Annotated in this window: 20 protein-coding genes and 3 pseudogenes; 2 read left to right on the top strand and 21 right to left on the bottom strand. The window is 39.6% G+C overall.

Annotated elements, in window-relative coordinates:
• Window positions 1–550: 550 nt before the first annotated feature.
• The 21 genes and pseudogenes from SORDD25_RS00990 to SORDD25_RS00900 form a co-directional block, all read right to left on the bottom strand.
• Window positions 551–1,105, bottom strand: a pseudogene (locus tag SORDD25_RS00990) (hypothetical protein).
• Window positions 1,106–1,295: 190 nt separating this feature from the next.
• Entirely contained in the window at window positions 1,296–2,009 is a 714-nt protein-coding gene (locus tag SORDD25_RS00985; protein ID WP_061852284.1) for an alpha/beta hydrolase, read from the bottom strand.
• A 3-nt stretch (window positions 2,010–2,012) separates the two neighbouring features.
• Window positions 2,013–2,324 carry a hypothetical protein gene (locus tag SORDD25_RS00980; protein ID WP_000420549.1) on the bottom strand — a complete coding sequence of 104 codons (312 nt, stop codon included), beginning with the start codon at window positions 2,322–2,324 and terminating at the stop codon, window positions 2,013–2,015.
• A 119-nt stretch (window positions 2,325–2,443) separates the two neighbouring features.
• Window positions 2,444–4,189, bottom strand: a complete 1,746-nt coding sequence (locus tag SORDD25_RS00975) for a glycoside hydrolase family 13 protein (RefSeq protein WP_061852283.1) — start codon at window positions 4,187–4,189, stop codon at window positions 2,444–2,446.
• Window positions 4,190–4,365: 176 nt separating this feature from the next.
• Window positions 4,366–4,857 (bottom strand): hypothetical protein, encoded by a 492-nt coding sequence (locus SORDD25_RS00970; RefSeq protein ID WP_061852282.1) that lies wholly within the window; start codon window positions 4,855–4,857, stop codon window positions 4,366–4,368.
• Between the two features lie 63 nt (window positions 4,858–4,920).
• Window positions 4,921–5,802: a diacylglycerol/lipid kinase family protein gene (locus SORDD25_RS00965; RefSeq protein WP_061852281.1), complete on the bottom strand. Its 882-nt coding sequence runs from the start codon at window positions 5,800–5,802 to the stop codon at window positions 4,921–4,923.
• Between the two features lie 113 nt (window positions 5,803–5,915).
• A pseudogene (locus SORDD25_RS09380) lies at window positions 5,916–6,021 on the bottom strand (hydrolase); the annotation flags it as partial.
• A gap of 17 nt (window positions 6,022–6,038) precedes the next feature.
• Complete coding sequence (locus SORDD25_RS00960) at window positions 6,039–6,656, bottom strand: SAP domain-containing protein (protein ID WP_061852280.1); 618 nt, start codon at window positions 6,654–6,656, stop codon at window positions 6,039–6,041.
• 102 nt (window positions 6,657–6,758) lie between these two features.
• Window positions 6,759–6,872, bottom strand: a pseudogene (locus tag SORDD25_RS09005) (ADP-ribosylglycohydrolase family protein); the annotation flags it as partial.
• 11 nt (window positions 6,873–6,883) lie between these two features.
• On the bottom strand, window positions 6,884–7,690 hold the full coding sequence (locus SORDD25_RS00955) for an alpha/beta hydrolase (RefSeq protein ID WP_061852279.1): 807 nt from the start codon (window positions 7,688–7,690) through the stop codon (window positions 6,884–6,886).
• 204 nt (window positions 7,691–7,894) lie between these two features.
• Window positions 7,895–8,512: an RpiB/LacA/LacB family sugar-phosphate isomerase gene (locus tag SORDD25_RS00950; RefSeq protein ID WP_061852278.1), complete on the bottom strand. Its 618-nt coding sequence runs from the start codon at window positions 8,510–8,512 to the stop codon at window positions 7,895–7,897.
• A gap of 66 nt (window positions 8,513–8,578) precedes the next feature.
• On the bottom strand, window positions 8,579–9,937 hold the full coding sequence (gene rlmD / locus SORDD25_RS00945) for a 23S rRNA (uracil(1939)-C(5))-methyltransferase RlmD (RefSeq protein WP_061852277.1): 1,359 nt from the start codon (window positions 9,935–9,937) through the stop codon (window positions 8,579–8,581).
• A gap of 74 nt (window positions 9,938–10,011) precedes the next feature.
• Window positions 10,012–10,986 (bottom strand): DUF1002 domain-containing protein, encoded by a 975-nt coding sequence (locus SORDD25_RS00940; protein ID WP_001227377.1) that lies wholly within the window; start codon window positions 10,984–10,986, stop codon window positions 10,012–10,014.
• A gap of 86 nt (window positions 10,987–11,072) precedes the next feature.
• Complete coding sequence (locus SORDD25_RS00935) at window positions 11,073–11,675, bottom strand: lysozyme family protein (protein WP_061852276.1); 603 nt, start codon at window positions 11,673–11,675, stop codon at window positions 11,073–11,075.
• The gene (locus tag SORDD25_RS00930; protein ID WP_061852275.1) at window positions 11,675–12,649 is read right to left on the bottom strand and encodes a nucleoid-associated protein; all 975 of its coding nucleotides are present in this window, start codon (window positions 12,647–12,649) and stop codon (window positions 11,675–11,677) included. Before SORDD25_RS00930 ends, SORDD25_RS00935 begins: the two co-directional genes overlap by 1 nt.
• A 7-nt stretch (window positions 12,650–12,656) precedes the next feature.
• A complete protein-coding gene (gene glyA / locus SORDD25_RS00925; RefSeq protein ID WP_061852274.1) occupies window positions 12,657–13,913 on the bottom strand; it encodes a serine hydroxymethyltransferase in 1,257 nt (418 codons plus the stop codon).
• A gap of 49 nt (window positions 13,914–13,962) precedes the next feature.
• Window positions 13,963–14,394 carry a GNAT family N-acetyltransferase gene (locus tag SORDD25_RS00920; RefSeq protein ID WP_061852273.1) on the bottom strand — a complete coding sequence of 144 codons (432 nt, stop codon included), beginning with the start codon at window positions 14,392–14,394 and terminating at the stop codon, window positions 13,963–13,965.
• 1 nt (window position 14,395) lies between these two features.
• Window positions 14,396–14,998 (bottom strand): L-threonylcarbamoyladenylate synthase, encoded by a 603-nt coding sequence (locus SORDD25_RS00915; protein ID WP_061852272.1) that lies wholly within the window; start codon window positions 14,996–14,998, stop codon window positions 14,396–14,398.
• Window positions 14,982–15,818 carry a peptide chain release factor N(5)-glutamine methyltransferase gene (gene prmC / locus SORDD25_RS00910; RefSeq protein ID WP_061852271.1) on the bottom strand — a complete coding sequence of 279 codons (837 nt, stop codon included), beginning with the start codon at window positions 15,816–15,818 and terminating at the stop codon, window positions 14,982–14,984. The genes SORDD25_RS00915 and prmC overlap by 17 nt, the downstream gene beginning before the upstream one ends.
• Entirely contained in the window at window positions 15,818–16,897 is a 1,080-nt protein-coding gene (gene prfA / locus SORDD25_RS00905) for a peptide chain release factor 1 (protein WP_061852270.1), read from the bottom strand. The genes prmC and prfA overlap by 1 nt, the downstream gene beginning before the upstream one ends.
• A complete protein-coding gene (locus SORDD25_RS00900; RefSeq protein WP_061852269.1) occupies window positions 16,894–17,484 on the bottom strand; it encodes a thymidine kinase in 591 nt (196 codons plus the stop codon). The genes prfA and SORDD25_RS00900 overlap by 4 nt, the downstream gene beginning before the upstream one ends.
• 122 nt (window positions 17,485–17,606) lie before the next feature.
• Here SORDD25_RS00900 and SORDD25_RS00895 point away from each other — a divergent pair, with 122 nt between their 5' ends.
• Both SORDD25_RS00895 and mnmE read left to right on the top strand, forming a co-directional pair.
• The gene (locus SORDD25_RS00895) at window positions 17,607–17,789 is read left to right on the top strand and encodes a 4-oxalocrotonate tautomerase (RefSeq protein ID WP_001117401.1); all 183 of its coding nucleotides are present in this window, start codon (window positions 17,607–17,609) and stop codon (window positions 17,787–17,789) included.
• 134 nt (window positions 17,790–17,923) lie between these two features.
• Window positions 17,924–19,297, top strand: a complete 1,374-nt coding sequence (mnmE, locus tag SORDD25_RS00890; RefSeq protein WP_061852268.1) for a tRNA uridine-5-carboxymethylaminomethyl(34) synthesis GTPase MnmE — start codon at window positions 17,924–17,926, stop codon at window positions 19,295–19,297.
• The last annotated feature ends 24 nt before the right edge of the window (window positions 19,298–19,321 follow it).

The following is a 19,321-nucleotide window of genomic DNA, read 5'->3' as shown; positions in this document are numbered from 1 at the left end:
GAGCAGGTTTTCACCTGCTCTGCAATCTTCTGACGTGTGTATTTTGGTTTCTGTTGAGTATGTCTGTTCCTGATGTTTCCTAACTCTCTAGTAGCAAATATTACGTACTTTATTGATCGTTTCACAAGATGACGTGTGCTTTCACCACACTAAAATTTATGAATTAGGACAAGCTTCCTAACATCAACTTATAAAAGTAGGCTTTTAACCCTATCAATAATGTGGCTTTTCAACCACGCTTCGGCATTCAACCCTGCCTGTCCGTAGGCATTTTTTACTCGGGTTTATATTTGCTAGAAAACATCATCTCATTTTCTAAGCCTTATAACTATATCATGTTTATAAGTTCTTGTAAAGGTTTTTATGAAACTTTTTTAAAGAATTTCGTTTTTTGTTCGTGAAATATCATTCAATGACAAAAAGAAATCGCTTTAAAACGTCAAAGAAGTAAGAAAAAAGAAACTACAACCATTAGATATTTTAATAATCTTAAAGTATGACTTGATATTGAAAATCAATTCTTTTCATCAGATTTTATACATATTCCCAGCTAGGAAGTGTGAATCAACTGCTCCAATTCTACTTTTGAAAGCTGACCTTGATTGTAGAGTTTTCTAAGTAAGTCCTCATCTACGGTAATTGAATAGTAATCCGTCACAAACTCATGAAATCGCTCAAAACTGTCAAAGAAGTAGGATAATAACCATTCACCACCGTCTTGATCTTGGTAGCTATTTTGATGCTCTTGTCCGTCATACCAGATAAAGAAGGTTGTTTCATCTTTTTGCTCTTCTGAGTAAAGGTTTTGATACTTTTCATCTAGTCCTCTATAAAATCCGTCTATGATGTCTTGATTCCACTCATCCGCAGCAAATTGACTCAAACTGCTTTCATGATCAAAGCCCTTTATAAGGATCATTTTATCAGTGAAGATCACATCTAGAGAATCACCAGAACCGTTGTCAATAAGGTAACGAGCCCCATAGTTTCCCTCAGTCTTAACGATCAATCGAAGCTAGGTCTTATTTGGATCTGTTCGATACTCATCAATGACAAGCAAGGCATCTAAACGCGTCTTTGCATTTTCCCATTCAATTTTTCCCATCTCTTTAATCCTCCATCTTAAAGTTTAAAATCTATTATGGTTACAAATTCTATAACCTATTTCTATCTATTCCGTCTGACTATACTGTGGAATATTTCCTTCACCAGACAAATCATCAGGTGTTTGTTTTTTATTGAATCTGAGTAGACTGTAATCTTATATTAATTATCATAGTTCAATCAATCGTTTGCTAAGAATAAGAGAGCCACTCATTAATCAAAGAAGCAATTTCTTTAGGTGCTTGAGTATAAAGCTCATGACCAAAGTTATCTAGAAAAATAGTATCAAAATAGTCTGGCAATTCTTTTAGAGCCTCTTCTCTCCATGCTACTTCATTAGGATATCGAGGACTAATAAACAAGGTATTTCCCACTTTTCTCTTAAACGCTTGTATTTTTCTCCGTAGCTGTAGTAACGTTTCTATATTTTCATAATTTATAGCTAACTCATATCTATTATACTGCACATTCCAATGATAGGAATGTCTTACAGCTTCTTCCATATTTTTTGACCAATGCTTTGCTTCAGATTTTTCTTTAGAAATAAGAATATCTATGTCAGAAAGGTTTTGAGACTTGATATAGTTTTTGGTTTCCTCTAACTCTGTATCTAAAGGTAAAATCTTATCTAAATCTAAATAGCCACCATCCAAAAGAATCAGTTTTTTCACTTCTTGAAATTCCGATGCGAAATAACGAGCCAAATCTCCTCCGAGAGAATGGCCTATCAGACAGATAGATTCTTCCCCAACTATCTCCTTTTTAAACCATGATTTCAACTCTATTTCATCTCTAAAATACTTTTCATATGGATTTATAAAACAAGCAATCGAGTCTAGCTCTTGAAGAAAATCCTTGCTATGACAGACATTACTTCCCAAACCGCCAATAAAATATATTTTCATTCTCTAATTAATACTATGCTTATTCATCTTTTGTTCAAAGATAGTCGTGATAATCTGACGCAATTCTTCACGTTCTTTTTCTGGGATTTCACCACTTGTTTGGGCTGCAGCGTAGAGTTCAGGGTGTTCAATTGAAATGCGTTTAATAGTACGTGTTGTAGCATGTTTTCTGACAAAAAAAGGGATGCGCTTAATCAAGTCTTGTGGGACAAGCGCAAGAATTTTCTCAGCAGTTTCCTTGTCACCAATCTTAGACGTAGTCAGCCCTTTCTTAATCATTTCCTGTTCTTTTTCTGTAAAATCTTTTAATTCCATCTGATTAATCCTCCTATTCTCTCTAAGTTAAATTATATATCAGTTGTAGCAAGACACCAAATAGTCTGTTTGTAAAATGCTTTCTATACTAGAATTTTCTTTTCACTTTTAATTTCTCCCTAGTAAAAAATCACAAAACCTTTAGGCAATATCACCAGTTGCTGCTCCAATTCTTGGCAATGACTGGCTAGCGCTACAGCATCACTATCTTCTACAAGATAGTTTTCAATTGATTGGTTAAAAATAGCTTGGATTTTTTGTCCATCATAATCCCATGTTAATGATACTACATCGGGACTGATTTCTTGCAGACTATAGGTTCCATGTCGGATAATGCCTGAAACATCCTTGCGAAGCTGAATCAATTTCTTCATAAAATTCAACATCTCATTGCTATCGGAAACACGTTCCCAAGGCATGACACGACGACAATCCGGATCTGGTCCTCCATCTAACTCTAATTCCGTTCCATAGTAGAAACACGGTGTCCCCCTTTGTAGAAAGAGGCAGGCAAGGGCAGACTTAACCAGTTGTACATCTCCCTTGGACGTAGCCAAAATGCGCTCCGTATCATGCGAATCCAAGAGATTGAACATCACTTCCGAAATCTGTTGTCTATAGTACATTGATTGGCTATTGATCTCATCGATAAATTGAGGTGTCTTCTTAGTCCCTCGCAAGAAATAATCCTTGATAGTATCAGAGAGTGGATAGTTCATGACTGCGTGAAATTCATCGCCATTTAGCCAAGGCTGTGAAGTATGCCAGACTTCTCCAAGAATATAAAGGTCAGGCTTTTTAGCCAGGACAGCCTTCCGGAAATCTCGCCAAAATTGGTGGTCCACTTCATTAGCCACATCCAAACGCCAAGCATCGATATCAAACTCTTCAATCCAGTAGGTCGCAACGCTTAGTAAATAGTCCCTTACTTGAGGATTTGCCGTATTGAGCTTGGGCATATAGCTGGCAAAAGCAAAGGTATGGTAAGGGAGCTTTCTTGGATTGCCCAGCTTATCCTTGGTCACTGGGAACTCTTGAACATGGAACCAGTCTTTGTAAACAGAATCTTCACCATGCTTGAGGACATCCTGCCACTGTGGAGATTTGTCCCCGATATGGTTGAAAACAGCGTCCAGCATGATTTTCATGCCTCTCTGATGGGCTTGGTCCACCAGTTGACGGAAAGTTTCCTTATCTCCAAAATGACGGTCAATTTCGAAATAATCCGTCGTATTGTACTTGTGGTTACTTGGGGATTCAAAAATCGGACAGAGATAAAGACCTGTAATCCCTAAGTCTTGCAAGTAATCCAGATGATCAATAATGCCCTGTAAATCACCACCAAAAAAATCACTCGTCTTTGGCTTGATAGAGGAATCCCAAGTTAGCGCACCTTCAGGTGAAATTTCAGGGTTCCCATTAGCAAAACGTTCTGGGAAAATCTGGTACCATACCGTCTTTGCTACCCAGTCAGGAACATGGCAAGCATCAATCTCATGGATATACGGAATTTTAAAGCCATTTCCTTCATAATGAAGGTTTTCTAGCATGTTTTCAACATATCCCTTATCGCCATATAAAATACTCTGACCTAGCTTATCTTTGAGTTCAAAAAGATACTGTAGTCGAGCATAGCCCACTGAAACTTCTGCTTGCCAGTAATCAAACAAGGCATCGGAAGTCACTTTGATCATTGCCTTGCTTGCTTCATAATGGTCCTCTAAAAAGATAAAAGTATCTCCATAATGCAAATGGATGCTTTCAATATCATCTTTCTTAGTCCGGATACGAATGTGCATTGTCTTGTCTTTATAAAGATAAGCATACTCCGACTCTGGTCTGTGGTAAATGGCTGTTAATTCCATTATTTTGTCTCCTAGTTTACTTTTATTCACCTTATTGCGCAAACGTTTTCATAATTGTGATTCTAGTATACTACTTTCGAATTTAATTTGCAAGGTTTGTTCGTAGTTTCGGGCGTTTTGGTTCTATAAATAAAAAAGCAGCCAGTCATACAACTAGCTACTTTTCAAATGATGATTTACAACTGTCTTTCCAACCATTCTATCTTTTTGAAATCCTTATTGTTATTGTGGTTATTTCGATAAGAATCTTGGGAAGAAGCCTTGTAAATACTTAAATACTGTTCTAAACTTGGAACGCGAAACGTGATGTCCTCGAGATGAATCAGCTCTATATCTGATTCCGAAACTCCTGCAAAATCAGGTAAAGAATCGATACTTCCGAATTCAACACTCACACCATCCTTTTGGAATTCATGCTCATGAATATCTATTAAGGCATATCCTAAGTTTTTCATCACTTTCATTATCTTCTCCCAGTCATAAATTCTGAGATGATCAGGTGCTTCCCAACCTCTAGGGTCACCAGGCACATGAATGTCAATGTCAGACGGCCCCCATTCTTCATTTGAACGGTATTCAAAACCCAAAGACCCCATGAGCGTCGGAGTGATTCCGACTTGGTTTAAATGAGAACAAATTGTTCGAAATTCATCAAATAGAGAATTCATCCCTCCTCCAATATTTGATATAAAACTTTATTTCTCAGTGAAAGACAAACTTGTTTCTATCTTCTACTCTTTCGGTTGTGAAAAGACTTCAATATGCTGGCCCAGTACCTTGATTTCTACAGGTAGGTTATCCGATTTATCGCCGTCAACATCTGACTCCAATTCACTATCTGAAGAGATTTTAATAGTACGCGCTCTGATATACTCAATATTATCATTTCCGACAACATCCCCTTTTAGTAAATCAGGAATGACGGATAATTTTGAGAATATAGAAGCATCTTTTAGAATCAAAATATTGGCGTAGCCATCTTTGTTTTCTTCAAAGATTTTCTTGTCAGCGAAGTAATTTGTCAAGAGAACCAAAACATGGCTCGCTTCGCCATCATAATTTCCATTTCCTGTCTCAATCTTAATGCTAAAGACCTGATCCGTCATCACAGACTTCATGGTATTTACAGCATAGGCAAGAATACCAAATTTTGTTTTGTCTTCGATCTCCACATTGTGAATCGCCTCAGGCAGAGAACCGATACTAAAAATATAACCAAAATAGTTATCATTTGCTTTACCGATATCAATCTTATTGGTTAAATTAAAATCGAGTTCATTTATCGCGCCATCAATGTCTTGATTGATTTCCAACAGTTTCGTAATGAGATTGCCCGTACCGCCTGGGATAATACCCAACTTAGGAACGTATTCTCTCTCAGCAATACCTGAAATAACTTCATTGACAGTCCCGTCCCCTCCAAACACAACCACTGCATCGTACTGCTCACGTGAAGCTTCCTCAGCAAAGTGTGTTGCGTCTAAGGCTTTTTCGGTAATTTTGGTTTCTACATGCTCAAAATATTCTTTTGCTTTATTCTCCAGCTTGTCCTTATAATCCAAAGCCTTTTCCCCACCAGAGGTAGGGTTAATAATTAACATTGCTTTTTTCATTGATAATACTCCTTAATTTTTAAATAGAAATGTTAGTGTAACTACATCAGCCATTACATATAATGCTATTATATAATGAAACCTCAAAAAATAGTAATCAGACGTACCGGAGATTAATATAATTTTATTCTATTTTCCCATCACCTTTAAGGATTCATCCAAATCAGAATAAGCTTTATCCTTTATCCAATAAGGAATACCATAAGCTGCCTCTGCCACCAAGTGAGATGGCGTTTCTACTTACAATACTCTTTTACTTTATCAGCATATTCAGTCAAAAGATTCTTTGAATAAATTTTTGCATTACTTGAATTTCTAACTTCTTTCCAAAGAATGGAAGCTACTTTTAGTTTATTCGAGTAGTTGCAACTATTTTCATCTGCACAAAAGTCTTTTAAAAATTGATTCCATTGACAAACCGAATGGTCATACTGGGCATAATCTGAATCTCCATAATAAACTTTTAGCATATCTTGGATTGTAAAACTCACATCATGTTCTCTATTGACTTTTCTCCAAGCAGTTGCCATATCAGCAGTAAATTTGAAGGGTGAAACATCTGTTAAAGTTGAGAAATATTCTCTAAAGTGTGCATTAAAGGAGAATCCACATTCAAGTAAAGGCGTATTTAAGGCAACGACTTCTACTTGTTTCTTTTTCCTTTTTATTGATGATTTTTTAATCAAATTCCCCTTAAAGTACTGCTCAATGATATCATTGAGTTCCTGTTTTGTACCTCTATATTCAAGTCCTAATGACTTGCATATCTGTGAAAGTTCGTCACGATACCAGTAGTATTTATTAAACTCATCAAAGGATGTGATTTTATCAAACTCAGGTCTGCTTTCTATCAATATAACACCTCCTTAAAACCAATCTAGTTTTCATCTTAAAATAATTTTTTTGAGGATTAGCCACGTTTCACTAACAAGCTTACACATTCAGCGGTTCGGACTTACCGTATCATCCGTGAAAAAACAATTCTCTCGAAATAAAGGAAAACCCTTCGTTTTGATATTGTTCCATTCGTAAACAGAACCTACAATGACTCCAACAATTGCTCCTAGCATCCGTTTCCTCCTTATGGCATATCAGATTCGTTACACATTTCTAATGAGTCACTCTTTAAAAATGGCACCACCAAATCAATCCACTCATAAGGCAGGTAAGCTGATAAATAGCCGTGGTTATAGCCCTTTGCTTCATACAAAATTGTATTTGAATGTAGCTGATGAAATAATTTCGCTGATTCTTTCACACAGTTCAATTCTTTTTCACCATAGATATACAGAACCTGAGCCTTGCTAGCAGAAATCATATCTTTCAGCTTGTAACATCCCATATAGTTTTTGTAAGTGGTCACCAATGTTTTGATAGGCGTCCTTGGCAAATCCTCCAAATAATAAGCTTTTATTTCCTCTGGAAAAGCCAGTTTAGGATAGAGTTTGTTCATCATGCTGAACTGAAGTTTGCAAGAGAATTTATTGAACATCAGTTTACCAAATAGAGACACTAGAAAGATGCTGATTTTAGCTAACCTTGTTTGAGGAATACAGAGGCTTCCATCTATGATGGCCTTCTCAGCAATTTCACTGTCTAAAGACAAAAGTTCCATGGCAATTTGACCACCAAGTGAAGCACCACCGATTGCAAACAATTTCCCACCACAGTTTGCTTTGATATAGTCTAGAATCTCCAAAGCAGAATCTTCAGTAGAAACATAATCAAGTTGATATTCCTCGCCGTGGCCATTCAAAGTGGGTAGAATAATACGGTATTCTTCTGACAAGATTCGTGCTTGACGAAGATAATTCCACCAAGAACTGCCACCACCATATATCAGTAAAATAGGAGGCAAATTCTTATCACCAAATTCATGGAATTTCATGTTTAAACTCCTTACTGTAGGGCTTTCACTAGATACACCCATGTTTAATCAGCTCTTAAAAGCAGTACCACACACTCGACATAAGACGAGTGAACACTATGTATGCCAAGTGAACATGTATGTATGTGGGAACATGTCTATAAACCTTTTTCGATAGCATAAGGTTATCATTAAAAGGTATTACCCCGACAAACTGTGATTTACTCATTTTATTAAATCAGCTATTTCTTTCTTCCCATACGCCTTTACATTTTGAATTACATCCTGTTTCCTCTTGATTGATTCAAATAATAATTTATCTAGTACATTTGCGAATTCTTCAAACTGAACCTGCCCGATTCTTCTTATTTCTTTAAGTTTCTCAGCATCTCTTACCTTTCTCTCTGCCTCACTTTTTGGGTATCCTTGCCCAAATGGCTCCGAGAAAAGAGCTTCTATTGCTCTTTCAAGATTTTCAATACCTGACCATGTATAATCTTCACCTAATGGTAATGATATCGCATTTCCATTATTAATCTGAGCAAATAAATAGGCATCATTCGGTGTAGGTGCATATCCGCAAATGACATCAGGCATACTATTACAAGCAAGCATCATTCCTTGTCCGGAAGAACAACCCGTAACAACGAAATCAACTGTCCTACTTGCCAACAAGATACCTATAAGAATAGAAATTTCTATATACGAGTATTTTTCATTTTCTTCCATCGTACAGCCAAAATTTATAACATCAGATTTCTTTGGAGCATACTTTAATACAGCATCATAGATTATTTGATTTTTGGTCGCTTGCGAACTTGCTTGAATAACTCCGATTCTCATTCTTCCCCCCTACAACTTCTAATTTAATTATTTCTTTTTCTTTGGTTTGGGTGAACTTTTTGAGGTTTAACTGCGTTTCACTAACAAACTCACACACTCAACATGATGCGTTTGAGGAAATAGATCCACCGGCTGGACTTTCTTCAATTCGTATCCCAATTCTTGATATAGTTTGATATCACGCGCCATGGTTGCGACATTACAAGAGATATAGGCAATACGGTCTGCTCCGGTTTGAGCACTTGCTTTGATAAAGTTTTCGGTCAAGCCCTTGCGTGGTGGGTCGACCAAGATAACGGTTGGTTGAATACCTTCCTTGAGCCACTTCTTCATTGCATTTTCAGCTGTGTCGCAGACATAGTGGGCATTAGTAATCTTGTTCAAAGAAGCATTCTTCTGGCTATTCTCTACTGCTTCTGGAATCACTTCAACACCGTAGACTTCTTTGACATGCTTGGAAACGGATAATCCAATCGTTCCAATCCCAGAATAAGCGTCAATCACCACATCATCTTCTCTTAACTCCGCAAAGTCAATAGCTGTTTGATAAAGTTTTTCTGCCATTTCTGTATTGACCTGGTAAAAGGCTGGTCCAGCGATTTGGTAGTCATTTCCCAACATCTGGTCCGTAATATAGTCTTGACCATAAAGAGTCTTCCACTCCTTACCAAAAATCGCATTGGTATTCTGGTCATTGATATTCTGCATGACAGACACAATCTCTGGGAACTGCTTGATGACTTGTTCAATCAATTGGTCGACACGAAAGACTTTCGGACGAGTTGTCACTAAAATGAGCATGATTTGTCCTGAATAGTGCCCACGACGAATCACAAGATTCCGAATCAAGCCAGACTGTTCCTTTTCATCATAAGGTTTCAAATCATAACGACGGAGCAGATCTCGAAGGGCTACTACGACTTGGTCAATGACAGGATCCTGGATAAAGAAATCTTCAAGAGGCATGAGATCATGCGAATTTTTACGGAAAAAGCCAGTTTCCAAGACACCATTCACTCGACGAACGGGAACCTGAGCCTTATTTCGGTACTTGACTGGATGTTCCATACCGAGCGTTTCAATGATCTCTACATCTGTAATGCCAGCAATCTTGTAGAGACTATCTTTGACTTGCTTGGTTTTAAACTTGAGCTGCTCTGGATAAGCAAGATGCCCCAAGTCAGCGATACCTGAGCGTAGATAAGCTAGGTCAAGGTCTTGGTTACGATGCGGAGAATGTGTAAGGTATTCTTCAACTTTTCCATAGCCGATCTTTTTATTGACCTTAAGGATACGCATGAGGATTTTCTCAGTTGGTAGAGCATTTTCTACAAAGAAAACCAAACCTTCTATCTTGGCAACCCCAGCACCTTCATGGGTCAAATCAACAATTTCAACTTCTACAATATCATTTTTCTTTAGCATATTTTTCACTTTCTATCGGCCGACAAAAAAAGACGGCAACATTTCTGTTACCATCTATTATATCATGAAATGACCTAAGCACCAAAACTCTTGAAGAAGTTGACAATGGCTTGCCAAAGGGAGCTAAAGAAGTTGCCCCCGTCTTCCAGCGCTTTATTGGCATCAAAGTTGAGGTTTATATTTTTAAAGCTATCTCCAGCTTGGGATACAATACTTTCCTTGAGGTCATTTAGGGTTTTAGTGAAATCAGCATTGTTCAAAATGTCACTCTTTGAAAGGTTGAGGGCAAAATTGATGATGATATTGACCTGGTTTCCTGTTATAACCTGATCGAGTTTGTAGTTTTTTAGTGTATCTTCAACGATTTTGCGGACATCTTCTTCTGTCAGATTACCTTTGGCTTCTTTTGCTTTTGCGATTCCTGCCTTGATATCTGCCAAAGCGACATTGAGTTTATTGGCATCGTAACCTGATTTATCCTTGTTTTCAGCATTAATATCGGATAAGGCTTTTAGCTCCTCTTGGGCCAAGTCTTTATTTGCTTGCGGTACTTTGGCACCATTGGCCTCTAACGAGTAGTAAATCCCTGCTAGGGCGCTCTCTCCTGTAACTGGAATAGGTGCTGCAACTGTGATTTTGGCATGCTCCACTCCCAGTGTCACTGCAGCGTTACGGTACATATCCTGCGTCACCTTGGTGATGTTTTCAGGCGTTTCAATCTTAACTTCTAGAGGTGACTTGTCACCCAGCTTTTGAATCTTAGCTGATGAATAGAGCTGTAGACTAGCATCATTAGCCACATTCATGATTTTCGAATAGATATCAGGTGTCATAGTTTTGATATCTTTGGTGTCTTTTGATGCGTCATAGCCAAGTTTGCTAAGAGTTTGGTTTTTCTGGTCTTCAGATAGAGAAGAGCCTAGAACATATTCAGGTTGAACATAGGTTTCATCGATTACTTTTTGAACATCAGTTGCTGCGTGGACGCTCGTCATAGCTGTTGCTGCCCACAATACCGCAGCACTAGTTAGAAAGAATTTCTTTCTCATGGGGTATTCCCTCCTTTACCTTTCTAGGGTAATAAAACAATCTTAAAGAAAGCTTATAGTGAAAAACACCTGGTCAAACCAGATGTTTAAAAGAAATTAAAGAATTTCATGATATAGAGATTAAAGCGAACCTGTCTCGAGTAGTAATAATTTCCACCATTTTCATAGAGTTCGGCACCGTGAAAGATAGAAATAGGGTTAATATAGGTGTAGGTCTTCCCAGTGGTATTTCCAAGGATAGGAGCGACCGTTTCTCGGGAATAACGCTTGGCTAATGCTAGTGTATTTTCCTTGCCATTCTGAGCGATAAAGTCGATATAGGCAGGTCCAAAATTATAGGCTTGAACGGCGGTCCAGACATCTACTCCTTTGTTTTGTGCAAGATAAAGGTTATCTGTTAATGTCTGTATCCCTTGACGAATACTAGAGGCATCGTCATTGATGGTATTGGTAGCGCCACTAGCAGACTCACTAGACTGCATGACATCCCGCTCTTTTCCCTTCGTTTCGGTATAAATCATAGCGAGCACCAACTCTTCATTGGCCGGAGTATCTCTTTCACTCAAGATTTCTCGAACCATGGGTTGGTAGGTCATGACTTGTTTAACATCCTGATGGATATGATAAGCTTTGTATCCTGCGAAAAGGAAGACTGCTAGCACAAGCACTCTTCTTATAAATTTAAACATTATTTACTTTGAATATCCTCGATATTTTTGATTAAGATAGAATAGGTTCCATTGTCATTTTGAATAAACTCAACAGACTCCGCATCTTGATAGACATTATTGGGTACGATGAGTTCGATTCCGTTTGACAAGGAAAGTTTTTGATTTTCAAATTTCTTGAGCTGACGACTGGCATCAATTTCATCGAACTGGACTGGTTCTGGTACGGCTTCCTTGACTTGGTCGATAAAGCTCAAACGAGCTGTCAGATTGTTATCAAAAAGGTCGTTGGCTAATTTTTCAGGTGACAATTCATTGCTTTCTTCCAGATTGTTGAAAATCGCTGATTTGACCTTGGATTGAAACTGAAAATCATCTGTGTTAAAGGACTCAGCAATTCTCTGGGCTGTTTTTTCCAATTCCTTGATGGATTTCTTGGGAGAAATCTTAGGAGCGACAGCAAGGAGATTTTCTGAAAAGTAGTTCAAAAAAGTTCCGTTGTACTTGATGCGTTTTTCTATCAGGTGGTACTTGCGACTTTGAAGATTGACGACCAAGGCCTCATCAGCCCCCGTTCCAAATCCAGGCAAGTTATTCTGAGTTAGCTTGATTGGATTATCAACTTCTCCCCCAAGGTGGGTCAAGGTTTCCCGCAGGGCAATTCGCAAGAAAGCGAAATGTTCCACGCCTTCTTTAGAAAACTGAACAAAAACCAAGTCATTGGTCTTGAGGTTTTCAGAAATACTGAACTCCTCTTTCCAGAGATTAGCCAGTGTTACTGATGTCTCCAACAAATCATCTGTGATGTGATTGAAGAAGGGATTTTCTTCTTCGAAAATCCCAGTCTTGGCTTCATCTGAATACACACGTTCGATTTTTTTGCGCAAGTATTCTTCGATTTTTGGAGTGATATTGAGAAACTTATCCACTAGAAACAACTCGGTATCATCTGGGCTGAACTGATGGATAATGGCTTTCTTAATATAAATGTCCATAAAAGTATTAGTCCTCGTATAGTGGGAAGGCATCTGTCAACGCTTTGACTTCACTTCTCACTTCTTCTAAGACAGCTTCATTTTCTGCATTCTTAAGGGTTTTAATGATGAGTCCAGCCACTTTACGGCATTCTTCTTCACCAAATCCACGTGCAGTGATGGCTGCAGATCCGATACGAATACCACTTGTTTTGAATGGTGACAAGGTTTCGTATGGGATTGAGTTCTTATTTAGGGTAATATTAACTTCATCTAGCAAGTTTTGAGCAACTTTTCCGTTTTCTACAACCTTAGTGACATCAACAAGGAAGAGGTGGTTTTCAGTTCCGCCAGAAATGATACGGAAATCAGGGTCTTGCAAGAAGACAGCCGCCATAGCCTTGCTGTTTTTGATGACATTAGCAGCATATTCCTTGAAGGCTGGATCTAAAACTTCTTTGAAGGAAACCGCCTTAGCAGCGACAACATGCTCCAAAGGACCACCCTGAATACCAGGGAAAATAGCTGAGTTGATTTTCTTAGCTAGGTCTTCATCATTGGTCAAGATCAAGCCACCACGCGGTCCACGAAGGGTTTTGTGGGTCGTTGTTGTCGTGATATGAGCGTATGGTACTGGGCTTGGGTGAAGTCCAGCTGCCACCAAACCAGCGATATGGGCCATATCGACCATAAGCTTAGCCCCAACAGCATCTGCGATTTCACGGAATTTTGAGAAGTCGATAATTTGAGAATAGGCTGAAGCACCTGCTACGATTAGTTTAGGTTTTACTTCTTGTGCTTGTTTCAAGATGGCATCAAAGTCCAAGAGTTCTGTTTCAGGATCCACGCTATAAGAAACAAAGTTGTAGGTTTGACCAGAGAAGCTAACAGGAGCTCCGTGGGTCAAGTGCCCACCAGCAGCCAAATCCATTCCCATAACCGTATCACCAGGCTCAATCAAGGCCATGTAAGCAGCACAGTTGGCTTGGCTTCCTGAGTGTGGTTGGACATTGGCAAATTTTGCACCAAAAATTTCTTTTGCGCGTTCAATAGCTAAAGTTTCTACAACGTCTACCACATCTGTACCACCATAATAACGGCGTCCTGGGTAACCTTCAGCGTATTTATTCGTCAAGATAGACCCTTGAGCTGCCATAACCGCCTTGGAAACCACGTTTTCCGAAGCAATCAACTCAATGTTGTTTTGTTGGCGTTCTTCTTCTTTGGCAATAGCATTCCAGAGATCAGCATCGTATGCTTTAAAATCGTCTTTGTCAAAAATCATAGGTCTTCTCCTTTATAGTGTGACTGGTCCTTTAGTTTAAGAAAATATACTAAAAGATGCGAATAAACCGTTTCTGCACTTTATCACAAGTATAACCAACTTTTTCATAAAATGCATGAGCTCCCAGACGATGATCAGCAGAGTTTAAGCGGATAAACCCATAACCCCGTCTTTTTGCTTCTTGATCCAACCCTTGCAGTAAGCTTTTACCGATACCTCGTCCTTGTGCTTGAGGCGAAACTGCTAAGCCTAAAATATTAAATCCTGCTTTGGAATAGAGGGATTCATAAACTTCAGCATGGACATATCCAAGTAGGACATGACTAGCTGCATCCTCATAGCCAAGTAGGAAATGATGGGAATCCTGAGATAATTTAGCTAGTTGACTAGCTGTGTCCTCTGGACTAAAAGAATAGCCCAAAGCCTCTTGGTTAATCTCACATATAGCATTCACATCTGTTTCTTGCAAATCTCTTAGCATCTCATTCCTCCTCAAAAGAAATCTCTGGCAACTGAGCAAGAATATCTTCTCGTTTAATTGCGCCTTGGCGCAAGATTTTCACCTTGTCTCTAGACAAATCCAAAATTGTCGAATCCTGTCCAGTTAGAAAAGCATCATCCTCCAGACCCAGAACATCTTGATCAAAATCCTCTAGAATTTGAGCAAAGGTCACGCCACTTGCCTGACCTGAAATATTGGCAGACGGCCCAATCAAAGGACCTGTCTCTCGAATCAAATCCAGTGTAATAGGGTGACTCGGCATCCGAAATCCCACCGTTGAAAGACCAGAGTTGACCCAATAGGGAACTCGGTCATTGGCTTCGAGGATAATGGTCAAGGGACCTGGTAAAAAGGTCTCTACAATTTTTTCTAGATAAATTGGCTGATTCTTTGAAAAGTGCAAGATGTCCTCTAGAGAAGCGACATTAAGATTGAGCGCCTTATCTCTAGGACGACGTTTGAGTTTGTAAACATGGTCGACAGCTTTTTCATCTAATGCCTTAGCAAAGAGACCATAAACTGTCTCGGTTGGTAGAACAACAGCCCCGCCCTTTTCTAACTCTTGTCTAATCCTGTCCATCATCAACTACAACCATCCTATCTTGACCAAATTGGTCCTTGAGTGTTCGTACTCGTTTTTCAGGAAGATATTTCCTAAAAAGCGCAGGAACACTTTGACCTTGCTTGTATCCAATTTCAAGGTAAATCTTACCACCATCTGTGAGATAGTCTTTTGCATCTTCCGCAATTCTGCGGTAAATAGCTAGGCCATCCTCATCTGCAAAGAGAGCTAGATGAGGTTCTGAATGAAAAACATTCAAACCGACCTCTGACTCATCTTCACGAGAGATATAGGGTGGATTGGATACAATTATATCATATTTTTCAGAAATTTCTGCAAAACAATCAGATTTTTTAAAAAATATATTAAGATTTTGATTGCTAGCATTCTCAGATGCAAGCTCTAAGGCGTCTTGTGAAATATCTGCTGCTGTCACTGACCAATCCGGTCTGTTTTTAGCTAATCCAAGGGCTATGGCACCACTTCCAGTCCCGATATCTAGAATCTTAAGACCTTCCTCAGCATTTTCTGTGAGGATGAGCTCCACCAACTCTTCTGTTTCTGGACGAGGAATCAAAACTCGCTCATCCACTTTTAACTGCATTCCAAAGAAATCTGCCTGTCCGATGATATACTGAGCTGGTTTATGGGACGCTAACTGCTGGAAAATTTCTTCTACAAATTGTTTTTCGGCCTCTGTTACCTCTTGCTGGAGGGCAAAGACAAAGTCTGTAAAAGATAGATTTTTCAGGCTACGATAGACAAAAGAGAGGCTTTCTGCTTCCTCTCCTTGTCTTATCAACTCTTCTTCAAAATCTGAAAATAATTGAGCTAATTTCATTATTTATTTAATTCTTCTAATTTTTGTGTTTGGTCATAGAGCACCAAGGCATCCACAACTTCATCCAATTTACCAGATAAAATCGTATCTAGTTTTTGGAGGGTCAAGCCAATACGGTGGTCTGTGACACGGTTTTGAGGGAAATTATAAGTACGGATACGTTCTGAACGGTCACCAGTACCGATTGTTGACTTTCGCTCAGCGTCTTGTTCATCTTGAGCAATCTGAGCAAAGTGGTCAGCAACACGCGCACGGATGATCTTCATGGCCTTCTCACGGTTTTTCTGCTGGGTACGTTCTTCCTGCATCTCAACCTTGATATTAGTTGGCAAGTGAACGATACGAACTGCAGTCGCAACCTTATTGACGTTCTGTCCACCAGCACCTGACGCGTGGTAGATATCAACACGAAGGTCTTTTGGATCAATATCGTATTCTACTTCTTCCACTTCAGGCATGACAAGCACTGTCGCTGTCGAAGTGTGTACACGCCCTTGGCTTTCTGTTACAGGGACACGTTGCACACGGTGGGCACCTGATTCGTACTTAAGCTTAGAATATACAGATTGACCCGAAACCATAGCAACCACTTCTTTGAAACCACCGACACCGTTCATAGAAGCTTCCATGACTTCAAAGCGCCAGCCTTGGGCTTCCGCATACTTTTGATACATGGTTAGCAAATCTCCAGCGAAGAGCGCTGCTTCATCTCCACCAGCTGCTCCACGGATTTCAAGGATGATGTTCTTGTCATCGTTTGGATCCTTTGGAAGGAGCAAGATTTTCAATTTTTCTTCATACTCTTCTTTTTCAGCCTTGGCATCTTTCAATTCTTGCTTGGCCATTTCTTCCAAGTCCGCATCTCCGCCTGATTCTTTAATCATTTCTTCAGCATCGACGATGTTTTGAAGGACTTGTTTGTACTCACGGTAGGCTGTTACCGTGTCACGAGTTGAAGCCTCTTCTCTTGAAAGCTCCATGAAACGCTTGGTGTCTGAAACGACATCAGGGTCACTGAGCAATTCTCCTAGTTCTTCATAACGGTCTTCTACAGCTTGTAGTTGATCATAGATGTTCATTTTTCTTCATTCTCCTTATTGATTTCAGGTGCAAAATAATGTTTTCGGCAGACTGAGATATAGGTTTCATTTCCACCGATCTGAATTTGTTCGCCATCGTAGACTGGCACACCATCCTGCGTACGCAACACCATAGTCGCCTTTTTCTTACAAAACTGACAAATGGTTTTAATCTCATCGATTTTATCTGCTAAAAGCAAGAGATATTTGGAGCCTTCGAACAATTCATTGCGAAAGTCATTCTTCAAACCAAAAGCCATGACAGGTATGTCTAACTCATCAACAACACGAGCTAGGTCGTAAACATGGTGACGCTTGAGAAACTGGGCCTCATCGACCAACACACAGTAAGGTTTTTCAGGTAAGTCTCGGATATAGCCGAAGATATCTGTCGTTTCCTCAATCTCAATGGCTGGGCGTTTCATGCCGATTCGACTCGACACATAGCCAACACCGTCACGCGTATCCAGAGCAGAAGTCATAATCACAACTCCCTTTCCTTGCTCCTCGTAGTTATAGGCCACCTTGAGAATCTCAATCGTCTTACCAGAGTTCATGGTCCCATAACGATAATACAACTGTGCCATGCTTCTATTTCACGTCCATTTCTAAATTTTTGCTACATTCTAGTATATCATAATTTTCTGAAGCTTTAAACGTCAAAATGTGGTAAAATAGAAGAAATCAAAAACTAGTGGAGGAAGCTATTATGCCATTTGTACGCATCGATTTATTTGAAGGTCGCACGCTCGAGCAAAAGAAAGCTCTTGCTAAGGAAGTAACGGAGGCTGTTGTCCGCAACACTGGAGCACCTCAATCAGCCGTTCATGTCATCATCAACGACATGCCAGAAGGAACTTACTTTCCTCAAGGGGAAATGCGCACCAAATAAACTAGCTTAAGCAGAATTGCTTAGGCTTTTTCAATCTCCAAGTAGCATCCATTGAAGAAATAGTCTAATTTTGTTACAATTTGAAGAGATGCTTGGATACCTATCCTAAGAAAAGAAATACAAAAGGAAATAGTATGATTACACGTGAATTTGATACCATTGCTGCTATCTCTACTCCACTAGGTGAAGGAGCCATTGGTATTGTCCGCCTGAGCGGAACAGATAGTTTTGCCATTGCGCAAAAGATTTTTAAAGGAAAAGACTTGAGCAAGGTTGCAAGCCATACCCTTAACTACGGTCACATCGTTGACCCTCAAAGTGGTAAGGTCATGGACGAAGTTATGGTTGGAGCTATGAAGTCTCCAAAGACCTTCACTCGTGAGGATATTATCGAGATTAACACTCACGGTGGGATTGCGGTGACCAATGAGATTCTCCAACTAGCTATCCGTGAAGGAGCTCGGTTGGCAGAACCTGGTGAATTTACCAAACGCGCCTTTCTAAACGGTCGCGTGGACTTGACACAGGCTGAGGCAGTGATGGACATCATCCGTGCTAAGACAGATAAGGCCATGAATATTGCAGTCAAACAATTGGACGGTTCTCTTTCTGACCTCATTAATAATACTCGCCAAGAAATCCTCAATACGCTTGCCCAAGTAGAGGTCAATATCGACTATCCTGAGTACGACGATGTTGAGGAAGCTACTACTGCTGTTGTCCGCGAGAAGACTATGGAGTTTGAACAATTGCTAACCAATCTCCTTAGAACAGCTCGTCGTGGTAAAATCCTTCGTGAGGGAATTTCAACTGCCATCATCGGACGCCCCAACGTTGGAAAATCCAGTCTTCTCAACAATCTCCTTCGTGAAGACAAGGCTATCGTTACAGATATTGCTGGTACGACACGAGATGTTATCGAAGAATACGTCAACATTAACGGGGTTCCTCTCAAATTGATTGATACAGCCGGTATCCGGGAAACAGATGATATCGTGGAACAAATCGGTGTCGAACGTTCTAGAAAAGCCCTCAAGGAAGCTGACTTGGTACTACTAGTACTAAATGCCAGTGAACCACTGACCGCCCAAGATCGCCAACTCTTAGAAATCAGCCAAGATACCAACCGCATTATTCTACTTAATAAAACGGATCTTCCTGAAGCGATCGAAACTTCGGAACTACCTGAAGATGTCATCCGTATTTCAGTTCTTAAAAACCAAAACATTGATAAGATCGAAGAGCGTATTAACGATCTCTTCTTTGAAAATGCTGGTTTGGTCGAGCAAGATGCTACTTACTTGTCAAATGCCCGTCATATTTCCTTGATTGAAAAGGCCGTTGAAAGCCTACAAGCTGTTAACCAAGGTCTGGAACTGGGGATGCCAGTTGATTTGCTTCAAGTTGACTTGACTCGTACTTGGGAAATTCTCGGTGAAATCACTGGAGATGCCGCACCTGATGAACTCATCACCCAACTCTTTAGCCAATTCTGTCTAGGAAAATAAGAAAAATCCATGATCGTTCTTTCG

It is taken from the genome of Streptococcus oralis (genome assembly GCF_001579525.1).
GTDB classification, from domain to species: Bacteria; Bacillota; Bacilli; order Lactobacillales; family Streptococcaceae; genus Streptococcus; species Streptococcus oralis_M.
The sequence above is the reverse complement of the archived record's forward strand: the minus strand, read 5'-3'. Positions and strand labels throughout refer to the sequence as shown.

Excerpts from the sequence above, each read along its gene's own strand:
- SORDD25_RS00985 (WP_061852284.1), bottom strand. The coding sequence starts at position 2,009 with ATGAAAATATATTTTATTGGCGGTTTGGGAAGTAATGTCTGTCATAGC.
- SORDD25_RS00980 (WP_000420549.1), bottom strand. The coding sequence starts at position 2,324 with ATGGAATTAAAAGATTTTACAGAAAAAGAACAGGAAATGATTAAGAAA.
- SORDD25_RS00975 (WP_061852283.1), bottom strand. The coding sequence starts at position 4,189 with ATGGAATTAACAGCCATTTACCACAGACCAGAGTCGGAGTATGCTTAT.
- SORDD25_RS00970 (WP_061852282.1), bottom strand. The coding sequence starts at position 4,857 with ATGAATTCTCTATTTGATGAATTTCGAACAATTTGTTCTCATTTAAAC.
- SORDD25_RS00965 (WP_061852281.1), bottom strand. The coding sequence starts at position 5,802 with ATGAAAAAAGCAATGTTAATTATTAACCCTACCTCTGGTGGGGAAAAG.
- SORDD25_RS00955 (WP_061852279.1), bottom strand. The coding sequence starts at position 7,690 with ATGAAATTCCATGAATTTGGTGATAAGAATTTGCCTCCTATTTTACTG.
- SORDD25_RS00950 (WP_061852278.1), bottom strand. The coding sequence starts at position 8,512 with ATGAGAATCGGAGTTATTCAAGCAAGTTCGCAAGCGACCAAAAATCAA.
- rlmD (WP_061852277.1), bottom strand. The coding sequence starts at position 9,937 with ATGCTAAAGAAAAATGATATTGTAGAAGTTGAAATTGTTGATTTGACC.
- SORDD25_RS00940 (WP_001227377.1), bottom strand. The coding sequence starts at position 10,986 with ATGAGAAAGAAATTCTTTCTAACTAGTGCTGCGGTATTGTGGGCAGCA.
- SORDD25_RS00935 (WP_061852276.1), bottom strand. The coding sequence starts at position 11,675 with ATGTTTAAATTTATAAGAAGAGTGCTTGTGCTAGCAGTCTTCCTTTTC.
- SORDD25_RS00930 (WP_061852275.1), bottom strand. The coding sequence starts at position 12,649 with ATGGACATTTATATTAAGAAAGCCATTATCCATCAGTTCAGCCCAGAT.
- glyA (WP_061852274.1), bottom strand. The coding sequence starts at position 13,913 with ATGATTTTTGACAAAGACGATTTTAAAGCATACGATGCTGATCTCTGG.
- SORDD25_RS00920 (WP_061852273.1), bottom strand. The coding sequence starts at position 14,394 with ATGCTAAGAGATTTGCAAGAAACAGATGTGAATGCTATATGTGAGATT.
- SORDD25_RS00915 (WP_061852272.1), bottom strand. The coding sequence starts at position 14,998 with ATGATGGACAGGATTAGACAAGAGTTAGAAAAGGGCGGGGCTGTTGTT.
- prmC (WP_061852271.1), bottom strand. The coding sequence starts at position 15,818 with ATGAAATTAGCTCAATTATTTTCAGATTTTGAAGAAGAGTTGATAAGA.
- prfA (WP_061852270.1), bottom strand. The coding sequence starts at position 16,897 with ATGAACATCTATGATCAACTACAAGCTGTAGAAGACCGTTATGAAGAA.
- SORDD25_RS00900 (WP_061852269.1), bottom strand. The coding sequence starts at position 17,484 with ATGGCACAGTTGTATTATCGTTATGGGACCATGAACTCTGGTAAGACG.
- SORDD25_RS00895 (WP_001117401.1), top strand. The coding sequence starts at position 17,607 with ATGCCATTTGTACGCATCGATTTATTTGAAGGTCGCACGCTCGAGCAA.
- mnmE (WP_061852268.1), top strand. The coding sequence starts at position 17,924 with ATGATTACACGTGAATTTGATACCATTGCTGCTATCTCTACTCCACTA.